Source organism: Citrobacter sp. CK198, from assembly GCF_030333295.1.
In the GTDB taxonomy this organism is placed as follows: domain Bacteria; phylum Pseudomonadota; class Gammaproteobacteria; order Enterobacterales; family Enterobacteriaceae; genus Citrobacter_B; species Citrobacter_B koseri.
In genome coordinates this window covers 275,322-296,460 of sequence record NZ_JAOWGE010000036.1, presented here as the reverse complement: position 1 = coordinate 296,460, position 21,139 = coordinate 275,322, and the positions used below count along the sequence as shown (strand labels likewise).

Genomic DNA, 21,139 nt, shown 5'->3' with positions numbered 1-21,139 from the left:
GTTAACAGGCTGCATCGCCGGGCCGGATGTATCGCTAACATTTAAAATGTACGGTTTTGCGTTTAGAATCAGAAAACTAAGTATGGGGGATAACATGACGACAGCATCCAGTCTGAGCGAGCTACAGCAGCAAATTCGCGACCGTTACGATAGTCTCAGTAAACGATTGCAGCAGGTGTCCCGCTATGTGCTGGATAACACTAACAGCGTAGCGTTCGATACCGTCGCCGTCATCGCCGAGCGGGCGGACGTGCCGCCATCGACGCTTATCCGTTTCGCCAACGCGTTTGACTTCACCGGTTTCAACGAAATGAAACAACTGTTTCGTATGAACCTGGTGGAAGAAACGGCCAGCTACAGCGATCGCGCGCGGCTGTTCAGAGAGATGGAGAGCGAATCCGTACCGGAAACGCCGTTAGACATCCTGCAAGAATTTGCCCGTTCGAATGCTCAGGCGCTGCAACAGCTGGCGTCGCGTACCGATCCCGACATGCTGCAACGCGCCGTTCAATTACTGGCGGAGGCCGACACGATTTATATCGCTGGCCTGCGGCGCTCTTTTAGCGTGGCCGCCTATCTGACCTACGCGCTCAGCCACCTTGAATGCCGCCCAATACTGCTTGATGGCATGGGGGGTATGCTGCGAGAGCAAATCAGCCGAATCAAGAGTCGCGATATCGTTATCTCCATCAGCTTTTCCCCTTACGCAGAAGAGACGGTCATGGTCAGCGAAACCGCAGCCAGCGTCGGCGCAAAGCAAATTGTCATTACCGACAGTCAGATAAGCCCACTGGCGACCTTCAGCGATCTCTGCTTTGTAGTCAAAGAGGCGCAGGTAGACGCTTTTCGCTCACAGTCCGCGACGCTTTGTCTGGTGCAGTCATTGGTTGTCGCTCTGGCTTACAGGCAGGGAAACAGTCATAAATAATCGTTAAGGCGTGGACGAAGATAATATTGCTTAAAATAGCGTTATTTTTTGATCATGCGTTAATTCAAAATGCCCCTTTACAGGGGCACAAACGCAATGCTTTTCGTGTGTAGTGTTACTCTTTATTTATCTTTTCGCTGGCGCGAAAACTTTTTCATGTAAATCCAGATATAACTCATCAATCTGCGTAAACGGATTGATACAATCGTTCTTCTCAAGCCATGCTCTGAGCCTGGCGCTTTCCTCACACGCCTTAAGACCATTTTTCTTTATTAGGCTATAGAGTCCATTATACTTTTCGCTATAATCTTTCAAATGCGTATTTTTAAGGTATTCCTTGCAGTTCTGTGCCGCGCTTTTATTTGCTTTAACAAATGGCCGTCTTAACACTTCATAATGGAGTAAAAACCAGACCTCGATGCAGGGATCAGAACGCAGGATCTTCGCCTGAGGATACCGGTCGCCACCAAGGGACTTTTTACGCCGTGAAAAAGTATGTTCTTTTAACATACTGGATGCCAGGTCAATATCTTTCCCAAACTCATCCGTATCAATTAGGCAATAAATCAGCTCAAATTCAAGATCCTGCTCATAAAGATCAATGGCGGTGCGTACAACGCTACTTGGGTTTGAATGGCGCCCAGGTTCAATATAAACGTCTGTATTCGCTATTTTAAGGTCTTTAACCATATCCTTAAAATAGGTTGGTTCGGTCTCCGTACCTTCGCAAACGATCAGGGTTTTCTTACGCTCAGATTTAACTTTACCGCTGCCTCGTTTTTTCAATGCAGAAGGAGAAATTAACTCTTTCATTTTCCTGGCCATCATTCACCCCAAAAAAGGAACGCCACCAAATTTACCCAAATCCCAGCCTTTTATAATAGAGTCCTCAAACCTGGGGGCAAAATCGCTCAGTGGATAAAGCACGGTTTCAAGCTCGCTATTTTTCTCCAGGAACCATATTTGATCCCGTCTGACGAGTTTTTCCGTATCTAATAGAACGTTTGAATGCGTTGTGAGAATCAGCTGCAAAAGACGTTCAGAGTGTTTGACCATTAACTCAAAAATCGCTCTGACGATATAAGGGTGGAGCGATGATTCAAACTCATCAAGAACCAGTACGCTTTTTTCACCGGCCTCACAGCACAGTAAAAGAATGCCTGATAGATCGAATAACTTCTTCGTTCCCGAAGATAATCTTTCATAAGGGATGTTTTTCTTGATACCGCTGGACGTCGTATGTTCTAAAACAATTTGAAAACCGACATCGCTCAATATCATTTTTTTCATTTCTTCTGGCATCTCATCAGGTAACGTCACATTCTTTTTCGTTACCGAAATATCAGAAATAGAAAGATCAAACTTGTTTAAAAACTCAAGTATTTTATTTTTTTTCTGTTCATCGCCATCAGCCAGATCGTCTAAAAAAGAGTATCTGGATGCCATTCGGAAAACATCATCATTGCGATTACTGGATACAATTAAATCGCCTCTGAACCAGTTAATAAACTCATCCAGTTGTGAGACATCATAAGCATGCAGAATGGATACGAATGGCGAGCGTTTGCTGTTATTGGCTTTTTCTATCGCCACTTCATACGTTTTTTTATCTATCTGCAACGATGGGCAGTAGTATTCGAACTCATTGGTTTCAGCATTATATACTCTGGAGATAATCGTCTTTGGTCTTACCCCTTTTTTTGAGTAAACCCATAAACCTTCAGCTTCTATCGCGTCTGTACCGATAGATAACGTATACTGATACCGTTCACCGGTCGTGCCGATAAAACTGATCTCAAAATCAGTAGGCGCGGTTAACTGTTCCTCATCAAAAATAAATTTAGGTATTTCTCTGTCGATAAACCGCGTTCTTATTGAATCATTCTGTGAACTATCAGCAAACCCTCTAAGGATATAGGATTGCAGAAAATCTAAAGCTTCAACAAAACTACTTTTGCCCGCGCCGTTAGCACCATAAATTACTGCGACCTTATTAATCAACAGATCATCAAAATGCTCAGCTGTTGCCGTCGTCTCTGGATGCTCTTTATAAGATTTTTTAGCAGCCATCGATAAAGTTTGTTTTTGGCTAAAAACTTTAAAATTCTGCACTGAAAATTCAATAAGCATTTATAACTCCTTTTTTTGTGAAAAAATCACAAATTTTCCGGTTAAAGCCTATCACGCAACCTTCCCGATTGCCAGATCAACGTTGTCTGATTGTCAACCCATATGACCGCTTATCACGGCAGTTTCTACAATATTCACGACCCCCTACGGAGCCCCCGTTTCTCCCACATCCAGACCTCATTGATTCAATTACAGTTTATTCCTAAAGCCACCGCCTTTCTGCCGTGTCATGCTTAACCACGCATATAACTGATAACGTTAAGCGAGGTTCTTATGAAAAAAACAATGATCGCCTTATCTGCACTTCTGCTGGCTTCCCCTGTTTTTGCTGCGACCACACACGCGACCGATAACGACGTTGCAGCCGCTCATGAAAGCGCAAATACCGCCAAAGAGAAACTGCACAAGGCGCAGAATCAGGGTGAAGAACTGAAACTGAAATCTGAACATGCCGCTGAAGGTAAAAGCGACAACCTGAGCAGTAAAGTGAGCGAAGGCTCGCAGAAGGCCTGGAATAAGACCAAAGAAGGCACCGAAAAAGGCTGGAATGCCACGAAAGAAGGTGCTGAGAAAGGCTGGAACAAAACCAAAGAAGGCGCAGCAGAACTTGAGAAAAAAGTCAGCGAATAATTTTGCCTGACATGAGAAAAAAGCCGCTAATGCGGCTTTTTTTATTCCTGCGAATCACCCTTTATCCGGCCTGCGGTGATGACGTTTTTATTTACTGCGCCGTTGTTAAAAACCGTACCCGCACACGCAGACCGCCCAGCGTTTCACTGCGCGACAGCTGTGGATGGGTACGGTGCAGGCGGGCAATGTCGTTAACCAGCGCCAGACCGATCCCCGCCCCGCTCTCATTCCCCACGTTAGCAAGCCGATGAAACGGCATCAGCGCCTGCGGGATCTGCTCAGCGTCAATCCCTGGCCCATTGTCTTCCACCACCAGCACAACAGCCTCGCCATCCCGCAATAGCCGTGCCGTTACCGTTCCCTGCGACGGCGTATATTTCAGCGCATTATCCAGCAAATTCGCGCACAGCTCGCCGAGCAAAACGTTATCCCCTTCAATCCACACCGCCTCTTGCTCACCTTCATACCCCAGATCGATAGCTTTGCTGCGCGCCTGCGCCAGACGGCTAAAACAGCTCATCTGCACCACCTCATACAGATTAACCGGCAAGAACTGTCGCTCCCCCTGCTCTTTACGTTTCACCGCCGACAGTTGCAACAGCCGCTCCGTCAGCAAAATCGTGCTATCCAGCGTCGCGCTCATCGCCCGTAAACTTTCGTACCACTGCTGCGGCTGTTGACTGGCTAACGCCACCGCCGCCTGCGTTTTCAACACGGCCAGCGGCGTTTTTAACTGATGGGACGCATCGGCGCTAAAGCGTTCCTGACGGGAGATCAGCGCGCGCAGGCGATCAATGTAGCGGTTAAAGGCGACGATCAGCAGCCGGGTCTCTGACCAGGGCAGCAGTTCCGGCAAGGGCGTCAGCAGGCCCGGTTCACGACGCACCATCAGCGAGGAGAGCTGGCGCATCGGCTTCAGAATGCGTCGCAGCAGCCAGCCAACGAGAATCAATGTCAGCAGCACCAGCAGCCCTTGCGACACCCATGAGGAGAACAGCAGTTGCCCGGCCAGATAGCGCCGGGACTGTAGCGTCTCGGCAACGTAGATCTCCGCCATCCCGAATATCGCCCCTTCATTTACCGGCTGGAGCAGACGCGCCACGCGGATCGCCTGTCCGCGATACTGGGTGTGATAAAACCACGCCAGCGCCGGGTAGAGCCGGGTTCGCGAGGTGGAAGGCGGCATCGCGGGCAGATCGTCATAACCGGAGATCACCTTGCCGCCCGGGTCCACGACTTTGTAATAGAGACGGTCGTTCATGTTGAGTTCAAAGCTGTCGAGCACCACCCAGGGGACATTCACCTCCAGTTTGTCGTGGCGCACCACCAGCCGTTCCGCCACCGTTCTCGCAGAAGAGAGCAGCGTCCTGTCGTAGGCCTGCGTCGCGGCCTGTAGCGCGCTAACGTAGCTGTTAAATGCCGACAATCCCCACAGCAGCACCAGCGGCAATCCGAGGAACAGCAACAGTTGCAGGTACAGCGACTGGGGTTTAGCCCACCTCATCGCCGCACTCCAGCACGTAACCCAGCCCACGCAGGGTGGTGATCCGCACGTTACTGCCCTGCAATTTTTTCCGCAGACGATGGATATAGAGTTCGATGCTCTCCGGGCTGACCTCATCGCTCAGGCTGAAGACCTGTTCAAACAGCTGCTGGCGCGACACCGGTCGCGTTCTGCGGTACATCAATACCGTCAGCAACGCCTGCTCACGCGGGGTCAGCGCCAGCGGCTGCGCCTGAAGCAAAAAGTAACCTTCATCGTGAAACGCCAGATCGCCAAGCTGCTGCAACTCCTGCACCTGACCCGCGCTGCGCCGCAGTAATGCCCGCAGCCGCGCATCAAGTTCTTCAATCTCAAACGGTTTTGGCAGATAGTCATCCGCTCCGACGTTCAGCCCTTTCACCCGATCCGCCACCGCGCTGCGCGCCGTCAGCAGCAGCACCGGCAGCGTTTGTCCACGCTTGCGCAGGCGCTGCACCACTTCCAGTCCGTCCAGCCCCGGCATGTTGATGTCGAGCACCGCCAGCGCATAGGTCTCAGTGTGCAGAAGATGATCGGCCGCCTGGCCATCGAATACGCAGTCCACGGCAAAACCGTTCTGCACCAGCGCTTTTTCCAGCCAGTGAGCCAGTTCACGGTTATCTTCCGCTAATAAGAGACGCATATCACATCCTGTAAAGTTTCTGCCGCATTGAAAGGGAATTGAAAGGTTATTGTTTTAACAATCACGCAACCGAACTGCTACATGTCGGCTCACATAATCACAAAAATCTTCTTCCGTATCTGAAAACTCGGACGTCCGCGTGAGGATAAACAATGACAAAACAATTACTTCGTGCCCTTACTGCAAGCGTTTTACTGATGAGCACCGCTGTACTGGCGCAGGACGCGCCGTCGCGTACTGAGTGTATCGCCCCGGCCAAACCCGGCGGCGGGTTTGACCTCACCTGTAAGCTGATTCAGGTGAGCATGATGGAAACCGGCGCTATCGAAAAACCGATGCGCGTCACCTACATGCCGGGCGGCGTCGGCGCGGTCGCCTATAACGCTATCGTCGCCCAGCGTCCTGGCGAACCGGGGACGGTCGTCGCCTTCTCCGGCGGCTCGCTGCTTAATCTGTCGCAGGGGAAATTTGGTCGTTACGGCGTGGATGACGTGCGCTGGCTGGCGAGCGCCGGTACTGATTACGGCATGATCGCCGTGCGCGCCGACTCCCCGTGGAAGTCGCTAAAAGATCTGCTCGCCGCGATGGAGAAAAATCCTGACAGCGTGGTGATTGGCGCTGGCGCATCGATTGGCAGCCAGGACTGGATGAAGTCGGCGCTGCTGGCGCAAAAGGCCAATGTCGATCCGCACAAGATGCGCTACGTGGCGTTTGAAGGCGGCGGCGAGCCGGTCACTGCGCTGATGGGCAACCATGTGCAGGTGGTTTCCGGCGATCTCAGTGAAATGGTGCCTTACCTGAGTGGCGATAAAATTCGCGTGCTGGCGGTATTTTCTGAAGAACGCCTGCCGGGTCAGTTAGCCAACGTCCCGACCGCCAAAGAGCAAGGATACGACCTGGTCTGGCCGATCATTCGCGGCTTCTACGTGGGGCCAAAAGTCAGCGATGCCGACTACCAGTGGTGGGTAGAGACCTTCCAAAAGCTCCAGCAGACCGACGAGTTTAAAAAGCAGCGCGAGCTGCGCGGCCTGTTTGCATTCGACATGACCGGCAAGCAGCTTGACGACTACGTCAAAAAGCAGGTCGCCGATTACCGCGAGCAGGCGAAAGCCTTCGGCCTCGCGAAATAAACCTGGAGGCAATCATGAGCGATCGTATTTTTGCAGGTATCTGGCTGTTGCTCTGCGTTGCCGGGCTGTTCATCGCCTGGCAGATTCAGAGTGAATACAGCTACGAACCGGTCGGCCCTCGCCCGTTTCCGCTGGGCATTATCGGTCTGATGGCGCTCTGCGCGCTGGCGCTGTTATTGCGTCATCCCGATACCGTTAGCTGGCCTCACCACCATGTGCTGCAAAAGCTGCTCACGATGGTGATTGTCCTGCTGATGTACGCCTGGGGATTTGAGTGGCTGGGCTTCCCGATTGCCACCGCCATTCTCACCCTGGTCATCGGCATTCTGTTCGGCGCAACAATCCCGGCTGCGGGCATTTCCGGCGCGGTTCTCGGCATCCTGCTGTGGTATGCCTTCGACCGTCTGCTTGACGTCACCTTACCTCTCGGCGCCTGGCTGAGTTAACGGAGAAACGATGGATACCTGGATATATCTTTCTCAGGGTTTTGCGGTGGCAATGACGCCAGAAAACCTGGTGATCGCGCTGATCGGCTGCTTCGTCGGCACCATTGTCGGCCTGCTGCCGGGTCTTGGCCCGATTAACGGCGTGGCGATTTTACTGCCGCTGGCTTTCGCCCTGCATCTGCCTGCGGAGTCCGCGCTGATCCTGCTGGCTACGGTTTATATCGGCTGTGAATACGGCGGGCGTATTTCGTCGATTCTGCTCAACGTGCCCGGCGATGCGGCGGCGATCATGACCGCGCTCGATGGTTATCCGATGGCGCAACAGGGGCGCGGCGGCGTCGCGCTTTCCATCTCGGCGGTCAGTTCATTTTTTGGATCGCTTATCGCCATCGGCGGGATCATCCTGTTCGCGCCGTTGCTGGCGCAATGGTCGCTGGCGTTTGGCCCGGCGGAATACTTTGCGCTGATGGTCTTTGCCATCGCCTGCCTCGGCAGCATGATGGCGCAAAATCCACTGAAATCATTTCTGGCAGCGCTGATCGGTCTGGGTCTGGCGACCGTCGGCGTAGACGCCAACACCGGGGTTTATCGCTTTACTTTTGACAGCGTACATCTCTCCGACGGTGTGCAGTTCATCGTGGTGGTGATCGGTTTGTTCTCTGTCTCAGAAATTCTATTAATGCTGGAACATACCAGCAGCGGCCAGAAACTGGTACGCAAAACCGGGCGCATGTTGTTTAACGCCAAAGAAGGGGCGCAGTGCGTGGGCGCAACGTTACGCTCATCGGTGATTGGCTTCTTCGTCGGCGTGCTGCCGGGCGCAGGCGCCACCATCGCCAGCGCCATCACCTACATGACCGAGAAGAAGATCAGCGGCAACAGCGACAGCTTCGGTAAAGGCGATATCCGTGGCGTGGCGGCACCGGAAGCCGCTAACAACGCGTCGGCCTGCGGTTCATTCATCCCCATGCTGACCCTCGGCGTACCGGGTTCCGGCACCACGGCGGTAATGATGGGAGCGCTGACGCTGTATAACATCACGCCAGGGCCTGCGATGTTCACCGAACAGCCGGATATCGTCTGGGGGCTGATCGCCGCGCTGCTGATCGCCAACGTGATGCTGCTGGTCATGAACATCCCGCTGATTGGCATGTTCACCCGTATGCTGACCATCCCGCTGTGGTTCCTTGTCCCGGCGATTGCCGCCGTGTCTGCGGTCGGCGTGTACGCGGTACACAGCACCACGTTCGATCTGGTGCTGATGGTGGCGCTCGGCATACTGGGCTACATTCTGCGCAAAATGCACTTCCCCATGTCGCCGCTGATCCTCGGCTTTGTGCTGGGCGAAATGCTGGAGCAGAACCTGCGCCGCGCGCTCTCTATCAGCAACGGCAATATGGCGATTTTGTGGGAGAGCGGTGTGACGAAAGCGCTGCTGACGATGGCGATAGCGGTGATTATCATCCCGCCGCTGCTGCGCCTGCTCCGCAAACGCAACAATAAGCCACAGGTGGATATCGGCTAACGGATTGCCGGATGGTGTTGCGCCATCCGGCAATCATCACTGTCGCGCCTCAATTCGCTGTAGCATATACGGGAAGAAAGGATTCGACGTCACGCGCATCAGCGTATCCAGCCCCACCGCCAGCGTGGACGTTTCCCCGCGCAGCGCGATAGTCCCGATACTGATTCCATAGCGGTTCAGTTCGTCCGGTTGCAGACCATACAGCGAATCACTGAGCGGAAACGGCACCGCCACATGCGACAGCGAATACATCTCCTGCGGCCAGGCCAACGGCAACGGCTGAACCTGCTCCACATGCTCCCCGGCCGGGGTATCGCGCGCCACGACATTCAGCGTTTCCGGCGTCGCATTCGTGATAATTGTCGTGCGATAGTTGCGCGGCGCAGGCGGTAACCACTGAGTAATGGCGGTATACGATGAGGTGCGCAACAGCGGACGCAGACTGGCGGCCTGATTGATATCGAACAACACCAGCTCACTGCCGTTATTGCCAAGATAACGATAAAACGAATCCACCACCGCACGGGTGCTCACCGTAGAATCCATAATTGACTGGAAGGTCAACACCGGCGGCAGTTCGTTAAGGCGGGAACTTCGCGCATCCCGCGAAATCTGCTGTTGTAATGCTTTTGTCAGCAGATAAGACTGACGCGCGGCGTTAACCGGAAACGAGTTATATTTGAACGGATTATATTCTGGCGTGACGTTCAACCACGCCGCTTTGGCAAACGCTGGAAAGAGCGCAGGCAAACCCGCCAGTCCGGCAAAACGAGCAAATGCCGTCACGCCGATCATCGGCGACAGCAGGATAAGCTGCTGAGGACGCCGCAACGTGTTGTCTTCCAGCGCGTCCAGCGTGTACTTGAGCGCCAGCGCCCCGCCGTTTGAGTAGCCCACCAGATGCAATGGCACATCTCGCCCCGCAAGCCGCGTCGCTTCCCGAACCGCCAGCCGCGAGGCGGCAAGCCACTGTTCCCACTCCACCGCCGTTAACGCACCGGGCGCAGTGCCGTGCCCAGGCAAACGCGGCACAACGGCGATAAAGCCACGCTGCTGATAATCCTTAGCAACGTATTTCATGCTGTAGGGCGAATCCGTTAAGCCATGCAGTAACACGGCGACGCCACGCGGTTTCCCCTGCGGCATGAGTACGTACGAGCGATTGCCGTTGGGCGAAAACTGCGGCGGCCAGACCCGGCTGTTATGGTAAAAACGGTTGATGGGCGTCTGCTCATCCGGCTTCAGCTTATCCGTCACCCCGGTTTTCAGATGGCTAAACAGCGTCTCTTCCCGCGCCAGGTACTGCGAAAAAGTGGCCTTGTCCAGCGCTTTGGCAGACATTTCGCTACCGGTCCAGGTATGCCAGAGATGAAGATCGGGCCCGCTTTCTGTCTGGTAAACCCGCACGCCAAGAAAAACGATCAGAACCACAAGCAGCGTCAACGCCACATGCCTGATGAGCGATGCCAGTCCGGCACTCATCCATTTAAGGCGTCGGAATAGATTTTTTATCAATGGCTTAATCCCTGTCTCCCGCTCATCTGCTATTTCACAAACAGAATCAGTTTAGGTTGCGGATGTAAATCCTGTCTCATTTCTTAATCCCCGATATTTATAATGTTAAATATTTGTTGTTTTTGATCACAAAAATTAAACAAATCGTCAGTTTTGTATGCGTTTATCAAAAATGTAGATATTTTTAATTTATGGCTACGAAATGAGCATCGCCATGTCTCCCTGACCATTTACTGAGAGGATCGATTCTGATGAATGCACTGACCGCCGTAAAAACAAATGCTGATAGTGTCACCCGCAGCGACGCCGGATTTACCTTCGCCCCTTCCGTACAGTCGCCGCGTCTGCTGGAACTGACCTTTAGCGCAAAAACGACGGCGCAATTTTTGCAGCAGGTGGAACAGTGGCCGGTACAGGCGCTGGAATACAAATCCTTTTTACGTTTTAAGGTCGGTCAGATCCTCGACGCCTTATGTGGCAACCAGCTACAGCCGCTGCTTATTAAAACGCTGCTGGATCGCGCCGAAGGCGCACTGCTGATCAACGCCGAAGGGATCGACAACGTAGAACAGGCTGACGAGATGGTCAAGCTGGCGACGGCGGTGGCGCACCTCATCGGGCGCTCTAACTACGATGCGATGAGCGGCCAGTACTACGCGCGCTTTGTGGTGAAGAACGTCGATAATTCAGACAGCTACCTGCGACAACCGCACCGCGTGATGGAGCTGCATAACGACGGCACCTACGTTGAGGAAGTTACCGACTACGTGCTGATGATGAAAATCGACGAACAAAATATGGCGGGCGGAAATTCACTGTTGCTACACCTTGATGACTGGGAGCATCTGGAGCGCTTTTTCAGCCACCCGCTGGCGCGTCGCTCCATGCGTTTTGCCGCGCCGCCGAGCAAAAACGTCAGCCACGATGTTTATCATCCGGTATTTGACGTTGACCAGCAGGGGCGCCCGGTCATGCGCTATATCGACCAGTTCGTCCAGCCAAAAGATTTTGAAGAGGGCGTCTGGCTCAGCGATCTCTCCGATGCACTGGAAACCAGCAAAAACATCCTCTCTGTTCCGGTGCCGGTCGGTAAATTCCTGTTGATTAACAACCTGTTCTGGCTGCACGGGCGCGATCGTTTTACGCCACACCCGGATCTGCGCCGTGAACTGATGCGCCAGCGCGGTTATTTCGCTTATTCCACCCATTGCTACCAGACTCATCAATAAGCGCGGTCAGACGAAGGAATTGAGCGGATGTATGATTTTGTAATTATTGGCGGCGGCATTATCGGCATGTCGACCGCCATGCAGCTTATTGATGTGTATCCAGACGCCAGCATCGCCCTGCTGGAAAAAGAGTCCGAACCGGCCTGTCATCAGACGGGTCACAACAGCGGCGTGATCCATGCCGGGGTCTACTACACTCCCGGTAGCCTCAAAGCGCAGTTTTGCCTCGCCGGAAATCGCGCCACCAAAGCCTTTTGCGATCAAAACGGCATTCGCTACGACACCTGCGGAAAAATGCTGGTGGCGACATCCGAACTGGAAATGACGCGGATGCGGGCGCTGTGGGATCGCACGGCGGCAAACGGCCTGGAACGCGAGTGGTTAAGCGCGGCGGAACTGCGGGAGCGGGAGCCGAACATCACCGGTCTGGGCGGGATTTTTGTCCCCTCCAGCGGGATTGTCAGCTACCGGGACGTGACGGCGGCGATGGCGAAAATCTTCCAGGCCAAAGGCGGTGAGATTGTCTACAACGCGGAGGTCAGCGCGCTGAAGGAACATGCGGCGGGCGTGGTGATCACAACCCGGGGCGGGCAGATATACGAAGCCTCAACCCTGATTAGCTGTTCCGGGCTGATGGCCGACCGGCTGGTTAAAATGCTGGGGGTCGATCCCGGTTTTATCATCTGCCCGTTCCGTGGCGAATATTTCCGCCTGGCGTCTCAGCATAATCAAATCGTTAACCATTTGATCTATCCCATTCCCGATCCGGCGATGCCGTTTTTGGGCGTCCACCTCACCCGGATGATCGACGGCAGCGTTACCGTCGGGCCTAACGCCGTGCTGGCTTTTAAACGAGAAGGCTACCGGAAAGGCGATTTTTCATTATCCGATACGCTGGAAATTTTCGGTTCATCCGGCATCCGCCGCGTGTTGCAAAACAATCTGCGCTCAGGGCTTGGCGAAATGAAGAACTCACTGTGCAAAAGCGGCTATCTGCGGCTGGTGCAAAAATATTGCCCCAGCCTGACCTTAAAAGATTTGCAGCCGTGGCCTGCTGGCGTGCGGGCGCAGGCGGTGTCGCCGGATGGCAAGCTGATCGACGATTTCCTGTTTGTTACCACGCCACGATCCATTCACACCTGCAATGCGCCCTCTCCGGCGGCCACATCAGCCATTCCCATCGGGGCGCATATCGTCAGCAAAGTGCAGACGCTGCTGGCAAGCCAGAGTCATCCCGGACGCACGCTACGTGCGGCGCGTCGCGTGGACTCATTAAACGCCGCATTCACCCGTTAACCCTTTTAAGACAGGAAGCAATCATGCAACTTAACGATCCCACCTTGTTCCGCCAGCAGGCGTTTATCGAGGGGCAATGGCGCGACGCCAGAAGCGGCGACACAATCGCCGTAACCAACCCAGCGAACGGCCAGCCGTTAGGCAGCGTACCGAAAATGGGGGCAGAAGAGACCCGCGAAGCCATTGACGCCGCTAACCGCGCGCTGCCCGCCTGGCGCGCGCTCACCGCCAAAGCGCGGGCGAATATTCTGCGTCGCTGGTTCAATTTGATGATGGAGCACCAGGACGATCTCGCCCGCCTGATGACGCTGGAACAGGGGAAGCCGCTGGCGGAAGCAAAAGGAGAAATCAGCTATGCCGCTTCCTTTATTGAATGGTTTGCCGAAGAGGGTAAGCGTATCTATGGCGACACGATTCCAGGCCACCAGGCCGATAAGCGCCTGATCGTTATCAAGCAGCCGATTGGCGTCACCGCCGCCATCACGCCGTGGAATTTCCCCTCGGCGATGATTACCCGCAAAGCCGGCCCGGCGCTGGCGGCCGGTTGTACGATGGTTCTGAAACCCGCCAGCCAGACGCCGTTTTCCGCCCTGGCACTGGCTGAACTGGCGAACCGCGCCGGGGTTCCCGCAGGCGTCTTTAACGTCGTCACCGGTTCTGCGGGAGCGGTCGGCAATGAACTGACCAGCAACCCGCTGGTGCGCAAACTGTCGTTTACCGGCTCAACCGAAATTGGCCGTCAGCTGATGGAACAGTGTGCGAAAGACATCAAAAAGGTGTCGCTGGAGCTGGGCGGCAACGCGCCGTTCATCGTCTTTGATGACGCCGATCTGGATAACGCCGTAGAAGGCGCGCTGGCCTCTAAGTTTCGCAATGCCGGGCAGACCTGCGTCTGCGCTAACCGCCTGTATGTACAGGACGGCGTGTATGACCGCTTTGCGGAAAAACTCCAGCAGGCGGTGAGCAAGCTGCATCTCGGCGACGGCCTGCAAGCAGACGTCACCACCGGGCCGCTGATTGACGAAAAAGCGGTAGCCAAAGTGCAGGAGCACATCGCCGACGCGCTGGAGAAAGGCGCAAAAGTGCTCTGCGGCGGTAAGGCGCATGCGCTCGGCGGCAACTTCTTCCAACCCACCATCCTGGTGGACGTCCCCAATAACGCGAAAGTGGCTAAAGAAGAGACGTTCGGCCCCCTCGCCCCGCTATTCCGCTTTAAAGATGAAGCGGACGCGATCGCGCAGGCGAACGATACCGAGTTCGGTCTGGCGGCCTATTTCTACGCCCGCGATTTAAGCCGCGTGTTTCGCGTCGGCGAAGCGCTGGAGTACGGCATTGTCGGCATCAACACCGGCATTATCTCCAACGAAGTCGCGCCATTCGGCGGGATTAAAGCCTCCGGTCTTGGCCGCGAAGGTTCTAAGTACGGCATCGAAGATTATTTAGAAATCAAATACATGTGTATCGGCCTTTAAAAAAACAATACTGGAGAACACCTGATGAGCAGCAATAAAGAATTAATGCATCGCCGCAGTAACGCCGTCCCTCGCGGCGTAGGACAGATCCACCCTATTTTTGCCGATCGCGCGGAAAACTGCCGGGTCTGGGATGTGGAAGGCCGCGAGTATCTCGATTTTGCAGGCGGTATTGCGGTGTTGAATACCGGGCACCTGCACCCGGAGATCGTCTCGGCGGTCGAAGCACAACTGAAAAAGCTGTCGCATACCTGTTTTCAGGTACTCGCCTACGAACCGTATCTGGAGCTGTGCGAACTCATGAACCAGAAGGTGCCGGGCGATTTCGCGAAGAAAACCCTGCTGGTGACTACCGGTTCCGAAGCGGTGGAAAACGCGGTGAAAATCGCCCGTGCGGCGACAAAGCGTAGCGGCGCCATCGCTTTTAGCGGCGCTTATCATGGCCGTACCCACTACACCCTGTCGCTGACCGGAAAAGTCAATCCCTACTCTGCCGGAATGGGGCTGATGCCAGGCCACGTTTACCGCGCGCTCTACCCTTGCGCCCTGCACGGCATCAGTGATGATGACGCGATTGCCAGCATCCAGCGCATCTTTAAAAACGATGCCGCGCCGGAAGATATTGCCGCCATCATCATTGAACCGGTACAGGGAGAAGGCGGTTTTTATGCGGCCTCGCCCGCTTTTATGCAGCGTCTGCGCGCACTCTGCGACGAACACGGGATCATGCTCATTGCCGATGAAGTGCAAAGCGGCGCGGGGCGTACCGGTACGCTTTTCGCGATGGAACAGACGGGCGTCGCCCCGGACCTCACCACCTTCGCCAAATCGATTGCCGGCGGCTTTCCGCTGGCGGGAGTAACCGGTCGCGCCGATGTGATGGACGCCATCCCGCCGGGCGGTCTGGGCGGCACCTACGCCGGTAATCCTCTCGCCTGCGCCGCCGCGCTGGCGGTACTGAACATTTTCGAGCAGGAAAACCTGCTGCAAAAAGCCAAAGACCTGGGGCAAACCCTGCGTAAAGGGCTGCTGAATATTGCTGAAACGCACCGCGAGATTGGCGACGTGCGCGGCCCGGGAGCGATGATCGCCATTGAACTGTTTGAAAATGGCGATCGCAGCAAACCGGACGCGAAGCTGACCGCCGATATCGTCGCCCGCGCCCGTGATAAAGGGCTGATCCTGCTCTCCTGCGGGCCGTACTACAACGTGCTGCGCATTCTGGTGCCGCTGACTATCGAAGAAGCGCAAATTCAACAAGGGCTGGACATCATCGCTCAGTGTTTTGATGAGGCGAAGCAAGGTTAGGTCGTTATAGGCCGGATAAGGCGCTTGCGCTGCCATCCGGCAATGTTGTGATGCCCGGTGGCGCTCCGCTTACCGGGCCTACGCATCAAGAGCAGCCAACAGCTTCAATAACAATAACGGGGTAAGAAGATGGGGCAATTGTCAGAATCACATGCTTTAGGTGGCGGACTGAAATCCCGCCACGTCACCATGCTGTCTATCGCCGGCGTCATTGGCGCCAGTCTGTTTGTCGGTTCCAGCGTCGCGATTGCGCAAGCCGGGCCTGCGGTACTGCTGGCTTACCTGTTTGCCGGGTTGCTGGTCGTTATGATTATGCGAATGCTGGCCGAAATGGCCGTCGCCACGCCGGATACCGGCTCTTTCTCAACCTATGCGGATAAAGCCATCGGCCCCTGGGCGGGCTACACCATCGGCTGGCTGTACTGGTGGTTCTGGGTGCTGGTTATCCCGCTGGAGGCCAATATTGCCGCCATCATCCTGCATTCATGGATACCGGGCGTCCCCATCTGGCTGTTCTCTCTGGCGATCACCATCGCATTAACCGGCAGTAATTTGCTGAGCGTCAAAAATTACGGCGAGTTCGAATTCTGGCTGGCGCTGTGCAAAGTGATTGCCATTCTGGCGTTTATCGCGCTGGGCGCGGCGGCAATTAGCGGCTTTTATCCCTACGCAGACGTGAGCGGCGTTTCACGCCTGTGGGATCACGGCGGCTTTATGCCCAATGGCTTCGGCGCGGTACTGAGCGCGATGCTGATCACCATGTTCTCATTTATGGGCGCAGAGATTGTCACGATTGCCGCCGCCGAGTCCGACACGCCGGATAAGCATATAGTGCGCGCCACCAACTCGGTGATCTGGCGTATTTCAATCTTCTACCTGTGCTCTATTTTCGTGGTGGTCGCGCTCATCCCGTGGAACATGCCGGGACTCAAAGACGTTGGTTCTTACCGTTCGGTACTGGAATTGCTGCATATTCCTTATGCCAAAGCGATCATGGACTGCGTGATTTTATTGTCAGTCACCAGTTGCCTGAATTCCGCGCTGTATACGGCGTCGAGAATGCTCTACTCCCTCAGCCGTCGTGGCGATGCGCCCGCCGTTATGGGCAAACTCAACCGCAGCAGGACGCCGTATGTGGCGGTGCTGTTATCCACGGGGGCGGCATTCCTCACGGTGGTGGTAAATTATTACGCCCCGGCGAAAGTGTTTAAATTCCTGATCGACAGCTCCGGCGCGATCGCCCTGCTCGTCTACCTGGTGATTGCGGTTTCCCAGCTCAGAATGCGGAAAATCCTGCTGGCGGAAGGGAGTGAAATTAAGCTGAAAATGTGGCTCTATCCGTGGCTGACCTGGCTGGTTATCGCTTTTATCTGCTTTGTGCTGGTGGTGATGCTATTCCGACCGGCGCAACAGCTGGAGGTGATTTCTACCGGGCTGTTAGGACTGGGGATCATTTGCACCGTGCCGATTATGTCCCGCTGGAAAAAACTGGTATTGTGGCAAAAAACGCCGTTGCAAAATACGCGTTAGACCTGTGTCCCGGCGCGCGCCGGGATATCAGCCCAATGCTATTCAGGAGTTGTACCATGACCGCCTCTGCCCAACCGACGGCCATAGATGGATACCGATGGCTCAAAAACGATATTATTCGCGGCGTTTATCAGCCCGATGAGAAGCTGCGCATGAGTCTGTTAACATCACGCTATGAGTTAGGCGTGGGGCCGTTGCGGGAGGCGCTTTCTCAACTGGTGGCGGAACGGCTGGTCACGGTGGTGAACCAGAAAGGCTATCGCGTGGCGTCGATGTCGGAGCAGGAACTGCTCGATATTTTCGATGCCCGCGCCAATATGGAAGCCATGCTGGTGCAACTGGCTATTGCGCGTGGCGGCGATGAGTGGGAAGCCGATATTCTCGCCAGGGCGCATATGCTCAACAAACTGGAATCGAGCGATGCCAGCGAACGTATGCTGGATGAGTGGGATCAGCGCCATCAGGCATTTCATACGGCCATTGTTGCCGGTTGCGGCTCACATTATCTGCTGCAAATGCGCGAGCGACTTTTCGATCTGGCGGCACGCTACCGTTTTATCTGGCTGCGCAAAACGGTTCTGTCCGTTGAAATGCTCGAAGATAAACATATTCAGCATCGGGCGCTTATGGAGGCTATTCTGGCGCGCGATGCCGCACGCGCCAGCGAATTAATGCGCCAGCATTTACTGACGCCAATTCCGATTATTCAACAGGCGATGGTCGGTAAACTTCAGCAGGAACAGAGCTGAGTCCGGTTACTCTTCCGGGATACGTAAAACCTGCCCAGGATATATTTTATCCGGGCTTTTCAGCATCGGCTTATTCGCTTCAAAGATTTTGTTGTACAGGTTGGCATTACCGTAAACCTGTTTTGAAATAGCGCTCAACGTGTCGCCTGATTTCACCGTATAAAATTGACACTCCGCCGCAGGCGCTGACGTTTTAACCTGATCTTCCACACTGCCGATCCCGGAAATATTCCCGATCGCAATGAGGATTTTTTCTTTCGCTTCCTGACTTAAACCGTCGCCCGTTACCGTCGCTTTACCGTCCGTCACCTGCACATTGACTTTATCGGCATCAGGAATACCGGTTTTGTTTAAGTGTTCCTGCACCTTTTTCGCCAGATCATCTTTATCATGATTTCCGGTTACGGCATCCCAGAGCTTTTCGCCCGCATCTTTCACAAAATTGAAGAGACCCATATTTACCTCGGTTGTACACAATAGACACCTAGAGAGTGTAGCAGAGGGAAGCGGCTTAACAGGGAAACGGCATGACATATTGCTGGCGCAAACTGTAAGGCGAACAAGACATTCCTCATTTACACCCTTTACGCTGCCAGGAAGCTGATTTACGCTGCTAAATACACCGTATTGTCCACCAGGAGAAACCATGACAACCGGGACGATTTCCCCGCGCGAAGCACAGGCGCTGATAGCACAAGGGGCAACGCTGATTGATATCCGTGACGCCGATGAATACCTGCGCGAACATATTCCCGACGCGCAGCTGGCGCCGCTCTCCACGCTTGAGCACGGCGCTTTTCCGGCGGCGTTACGGGCTGAACGCGTCATCTTTCACTGTCAGTCAGGCAGGCGTACCAGCAGCAATGCCGCAACGCTCCAGGCGGTCGCCGCCCCCGCAGAAGTCTGGCTGCTGGAGGGGGGAATCGAAGGCTGGAAAGCTGCGGGCCTGCCCGTGGCGGAAGATAAGTCTCAGCCGCTGCCGCTGATGCGTCAGGTGCAAATTGCCGCCGGAGGGCTGGTTCTACTGAGCGTTGCGCTGGGTTACACCGTCAGTAGCGGTTTCTTCCTGATCAGCGGCTTTGTTGGCGCCGGGTTAATGCTGGCGGGATTCACGGGTTTCTGCGGCATGGCGCGACTGCTCGAAAAGATGCCCTGGAACCGGCGAACGCATTAAGCGGTAGCGCCAGAATCGCCGCAGTCCCCGGCGGGCCGGGTGGTTTGTACTGACCAGGTTGATATCAGCCGGATAAGCACCGTCTCATCCGGCAAAATACCGCGAAATTAGATCAGAAAATCATCCAGAGATTTCCCCGCCGCCAGCGCCTGGGCAATCGGCTTAGGCGTACGCCCCTGACCAGTCCATGTTTTCGTCTCACCATCAAAATCGGTAAAACGATATTTCGCCGGGCGCGGCTGACGTTTTTTACCTGAACGCGGCGTTGCCGCCCCCATATTTAATAAATCTTCTGGATTGATGCCGTCGGCTTTCATCATCTCCAGAAAGGTATTAATTTTCTCTTGCTGTTCAGCGCGCAGACGCTGTTGCTCTTCTTCTTCTTCGCGTCTTTCTTTAGTGACAACCCTGAATTTTTCGAGCATTTCTTCAAGAACGTCAATGGAGAATTCGCGGGCCATTGCGCGCAGTGTACGGATATCATTTAAATTCTGTAACATCAAAGCCATAACAATAAAAACCTTTTAACGCAGGGGGAAACAAGTATTACGCCAGAAAGTATATTCGATTATTGATTATATTTCCAGAGAGTGGGATATACAGTAATATCCGGCCTGCACACCGCCGCTTATATTTATTCGCCCTCGCCGTTATATATCAGCCAGAATAACGCACGCCTGCAAAATTAAAAAAGCGGCCCCTCCCCGGCGTACACAACAGCAGCCGTCGATGCCCTTTCGCTCCCGCCTCGCTTGCGCAAAACGCCGAAAAAAACAATAAAAGTTAAGCCATTGATTTGGAAAACATTAGTCACGGCGGACAACGAAAATCCCGAAACGAACAAAAAACAGACACCGGCAGAGTATTTTATCGACAAAAAGGCAATAAATAAAAATTTTACACTAGTTGCTAGTTATTATATAGAGATATACGCTATGCATTAGCGAAAGTACTACGCTAAATCACTACAACAACACGTTCAATGGCGATTTTTACCCTTTTACAAGGAGCATTAACATGTTCTCACCGCAGTCACGCTTGCGTCATGCAGTCGCAGACACGTTCGCGATGGTTGTTTATTGTTCTGTCGTGAACATGTTGATCGAGATATTCCTCTCTGGAATGACCTTTGAACAGTCGCTGTCTTCCCGTCTGGTCGCCATTCCGGTCAATATTCTGATCGCGTGGCCCTATGGAATGTATCGTGATGCGATTATGCGCGTCGCGCGTAAGGCGAGCCCGGCGAGTTGGGTGAAGAATCTGGCGGATGTACTGGCTTACGTCACCTTCCAGTCTCCGGTTTATGTCGCGATTTTGTTGACGGTCGGCGCAGACTGGCACCAGATTACAGCAGCAGTCAGTTCGAATATCGTGATATCCATGCTGATGGGCGCGGTTTACGGCTACTTCCTTGATTATTGCCGCCGCCTGTTCAAAGTCAGCAGCTACCACCAGGCCAAAGCCTGAGACCCGCTTTCTTCGCGACTGGCAAGGCCAGTCGCTTCATTAGTTTGAATTTGGTTTTGCTTCGCCAAACAGTCCATGCAAATAGCGCTCAAGCGCAATCCGTGAACTAAAGCCGTGCGGTATGCCGTAATGTTCGTGAATTTCTCCGCCTAAATAAAGCGGGAACTGATGATAATGATCGCAGGTTTTAATTTCCGAAGCGGGTTCAGCCAGTGAAGAACTGCGTTCTTTTAGCGTCGGATGAATCACTAATGCGGTACGCCCCATACGCGCTTCACGATTAACGTACACATAATTTTCGCCACGTCGATAACCGTATGCTTTCTGTGTTACCACATCTACGGTAAAACCCACTTTTTCAAGTACGCGCGCCACCTCATCGGGTCGTAAATACATATTTTATCCTCGTTATCCTTTACTGCGGGCTTACCTTACCCGATCCAGC

Annotated in this window: 21 protein-coding genes; 13 read left to right on the top strand and 8 right to left on the bottom strand. The window is 54.0% G+C overall.

Annotated features, from left to right (window positions below; translation table 11 throughout):
• The first annotated feature begins 94 nt into the window (after positions 1–94).
• Positions 95–928 (top strand): MurR/RpiR family transcriptional regulator, encoded by an 834-nt coding sequence (locus OGY62_RS22405; protein ID WP_047463948.1) that lies wholly within the window; start codon positions 95–97, stop codon positions 926–928.
• A 126-nt stretch (positions 929–1,054) separates the two neighbouring features.
• On the opposite strand, the gene OGY62_RS22400 is transcribed toward OGY62_RS22405, so the two are convergent.
• Positions 1,055–1,741 carry an RloB family protein gene (locus OGY62_RS22400; protein WP_024130874.1) on the bottom strand — a complete coding sequence of 229 codons (687 nt, stop codon included), beginning with the start codon at positions 1,739–1,741 and terminating at the stop codon, positions 1,055–1,057.
• 15 nt (positions 1,742–1,756) lie between these two features.
• Positions 1,757–3,058, bottom strand: coding sequence for an AAA family ATPase (locus OGY62_RS22395; RefSeq protein ID WP_012134761.1), 1,302 nt, complete (start codon positions 3,056–3,058; stop codon positions 1,757–1,759).
• A gap of 273 nt (positions 3,059–3,331) precedes the next feature.
• Between OGY62_RS22395 and OGY62_RS22390 the strand changes: the two genes are divergently transcribed.
• Positions 3,332–3,688 (top strand): KPN_00521 family repetitive protein, encoded by a 357-nt coding sequence (locus tag OGY62_RS22390; RefSeq protein WP_071257955.1) that lies wholly within the window; start codon positions 3,332–3,334, stop codon positions 3,686–3,688.
• A gap of 91 nt (positions 3,689–3,779) precedes the next feature.
• Here the strand turns inward: OGY62_RS22390 and OGY62_RS22385 are convergent, their stop codons facing one another.
• Together OGY62_RS22385 and tctD are read right to left on the bottom strand one after the other, a co-directional pair.
• Positions 3,780–5,192, bottom strand: a complete 1,413-nt coding sequence (locus OGY62_RS22385) for a sensor histidine kinase (RefSeq protein ID WP_286460558.1) — start codon at positions 5,190–5,192, stop codon at positions 3,780–3,782.
• Positions 5,179–5,853, bottom strand: coding sequence for a transcriptional regulator TctD (gene tctD, locus OGY62_RS22380; RefSeq protein WP_012134764.1), 675 nt, complete (start codon positions 5,851–5,853; stop codon positions 5,179–5,181). Before tctD ends, OGY62_RS22385 begins: the two co-directional genes overlap by 14 nt.
• Before the next feature lie 152 nt (positions 5,854–6,005).
• Between tctD and OGY62_RS22375 the strand changes: the two genes are divergently transcribed.
• Genes OGY62_RS22375 through OGY62_RS22365 form a run of 3 tightly spaced genes read left to right on the top strand, consistent with a single transcriptional unit; the run spans position 6,006 to position 8,954 of the window.
• Complete coding sequence (locus tag OGY62_RS22375; protein ID WP_200024130.1) at positions 6,006–6,983, top strand: Bug family tripartite tricarboxylate transporter substrate binding protein; 978 nt, start codon at positions 6,006–6,008, stop codon at positions 6,981–6,983.
• Between the two features lie 11 nt (positions 6,984–6,994).
• Positions 6,995–7,429, top strand: coding sequence for a tripartite tricarboxylate transporter TctB family protein (locus tag OGY62_RS22370; RefSeq protein ID WP_175479745.1), 435 nt, complete (start codon positions 6,995–6,997; stop codon positions 7,427–7,429).
• A gap of 10 nt (positions 7,430–7,439) precedes the next feature.
• Positions 7,440–8,954 (top strand): tripartite tricarboxylate transporter permease, encoded by a 1,515-nt coding sequence (locus tag OGY62_RS22365; RefSeq protein ID WP_012134767.1) that lies wholly within the window; start codon positions 7,440–7,442, stop codon positions 8,952–8,954.
• Between the two features lie 36 nt (positions 8,955–8,990).
• On the opposite strand, the gene OGY62_RS22360 is transcribed toward OGY62_RS22365, so the two are convergent.
• Positions 8,991–10,466: an alpha/beta hydrolase gene (locus OGY62_RS22360; protein ID WP_286460599.1), complete on the bottom strand. Its 1,476-nt coding sequence runs from the start codon at positions 10,464–10,466 to the stop codon at positions 8,991–8,993.
• 254 nt (positions 10,467–10,720) lie between these two features.
• Between OGY62_RS22360 and glaH the strand changes: the two genes are divergently transcribed.
• The 6 genes from glaH (at position 10,721) to csiR (ending at position 18,053) form a co-directional block, all read left to right on the top strand.
• Positions 10,721–11,698: a glutarate dioxygenase GlaH gene (glaH, locus tag OGY62_RS22355; RefSeq protein WP_058667993.1), complete on the top strand. Its 978-nt coding sequence runs from the start codon at positions 10,721–10,723 to the stop codon at positions 11,696–11,698.
• 27 nt (positions 11,699–11,725) lie between these two features.
• The gene (gene lhgD, locus OGY62_RS22350) at positions 11,726–12,994 is read left to right on the top strand and encodes an L-2-hydroxyglutarate dehydrogenase (RefSeq protein ID WP_047461764.1); all 1,269 of its coding nucleotides are present in this window, start codon (positions 11,726–11,728) and stop codon (positions 12,992–12,994) included.
• 23 nt (positions 12,995–13,017) lie between these two features.
• A complete protein-coding gene (gene gabD, locus OGY62_RS22345) occupies positions 13,018–14,466 on the top strand; it encodes an NADP-dependent succinate-semialdehyde dehydrogenase (protein ID WP_110493914.1) in 1,449 nt (482 codons plus the stop codon).
• A 24-nt stretch (positions 14,467–14,490) separates the two neighbouring features.
• A complete protein-coding gene (gene gabT / locus OGY62_RS22340; RefSeq protein ID WP_012134773.1) occupies positions 14,491–15,774 on the top strand; it encodes a 4-aminobutyrate--2-oxoglutarate transaminase in 1,284 nt (427 codons plus the stop codon).
• 129 nt (positions 15,775–15,903) lie between these two features.
• Positions 15,904–17,304 (top strand): GABA permease, encoded by a 1,401-nt coding sequence (gene gabP / locus OGY62_RS22335; protein WP_115608926.1) that lies wholly within the window; start codon positions 15,904–15,906, stop codon positions 17,302–17,304.
• A gap of 56 nt (positions 17,305–17,360) precedes the next feature.
• Positions 17,361–18,053: a DNA-binding transcriptional regulator CsiR gene (gene csiR / locus OGY62_RS22330; RefSeq protein ID WP_104868285.1), complete on the top strand. Its 693-nt coding sequence runs from the start codon at positions 17,361–17,363 to the stop codon at positions 18,051–18,053.
• 6 nt (positions 18,054–18,059) lie between these two features.
• On the opposite strand, the gene lysM is transcribed toward csiR, so the two are convergent.
• Positions 18,060–18,509 (bottom strand): peptidoglycan-binding protein LysM, encoded by a 450-nt coding sequence (gene lysM, locus OGY62_RS22325; RefSeq protein ID WP_286460557.1) that lies wholly within the window; start codon positions 18,507–18,509, stop codon positions 18,060–18,062.
• A gap of 190 nt (positions 18,510–18,699) precedes the next feature.
• Between lysM and OGY62_RS22320 the strand changes: the two genes are divergently transcribed.
• Positions 18,700–19,227: a rhodanese family protein gene (locus OGY62_RS22320; protein WP_200092764.1), complete on the top strand. Its 528-nt coding sequence runs from the start codon at positions 18,700–18,702 to the stop codon at positions 19,225–19,227.
• Between the two features lie 107 nt (positions 19,228–19,334).
• On the opposite strand, the gene stpA is transcribed toward OGY62_RS22320, so the two are convergent.
• A complete protein-coding gene (gene stpA / locus OGY62_RS22315) occupies positions 19,335–19,736 on the bottom strand; it encodes a DNA-binding protein StpA (protein WP_286460556.1) in 402 nt (133 codons plus the stop codon).
• Positions 19,737–20,244: 508 nt separating this feature from the next.
• Here stpA and alaE point away from each other — a divergent pair.
• Entirely contained in the window at positions 20,245–20,694 is a 450-nt protein-coding gene (alaE, locus tag OGY62_RS22310) for an L-alanine exporter AlaE (protein WP_024130879.1), read from the top strand.
• A gap of 39 nt (positions 20,695–20,733) precedes the next feature.
• Here the strand turns inward: alaE and OGY62_RS22305 are convergent, their stop codons facing one another.
• Positions 20,734–21,090 carry a DUF2002 family protein gene (locus OGY62_RS22305; RefSeq protein ID WP_012134782.1) on the bottom strand — a complete coding sequence of 119 codons (357 nt, stop codon included), beginning with the start codon at positions 21,088–21,090 and terminating at the stop codon, positions 20,734–20,736.
• Positions 21,091–21,139 lie beyond the last annotated feature (49 nt).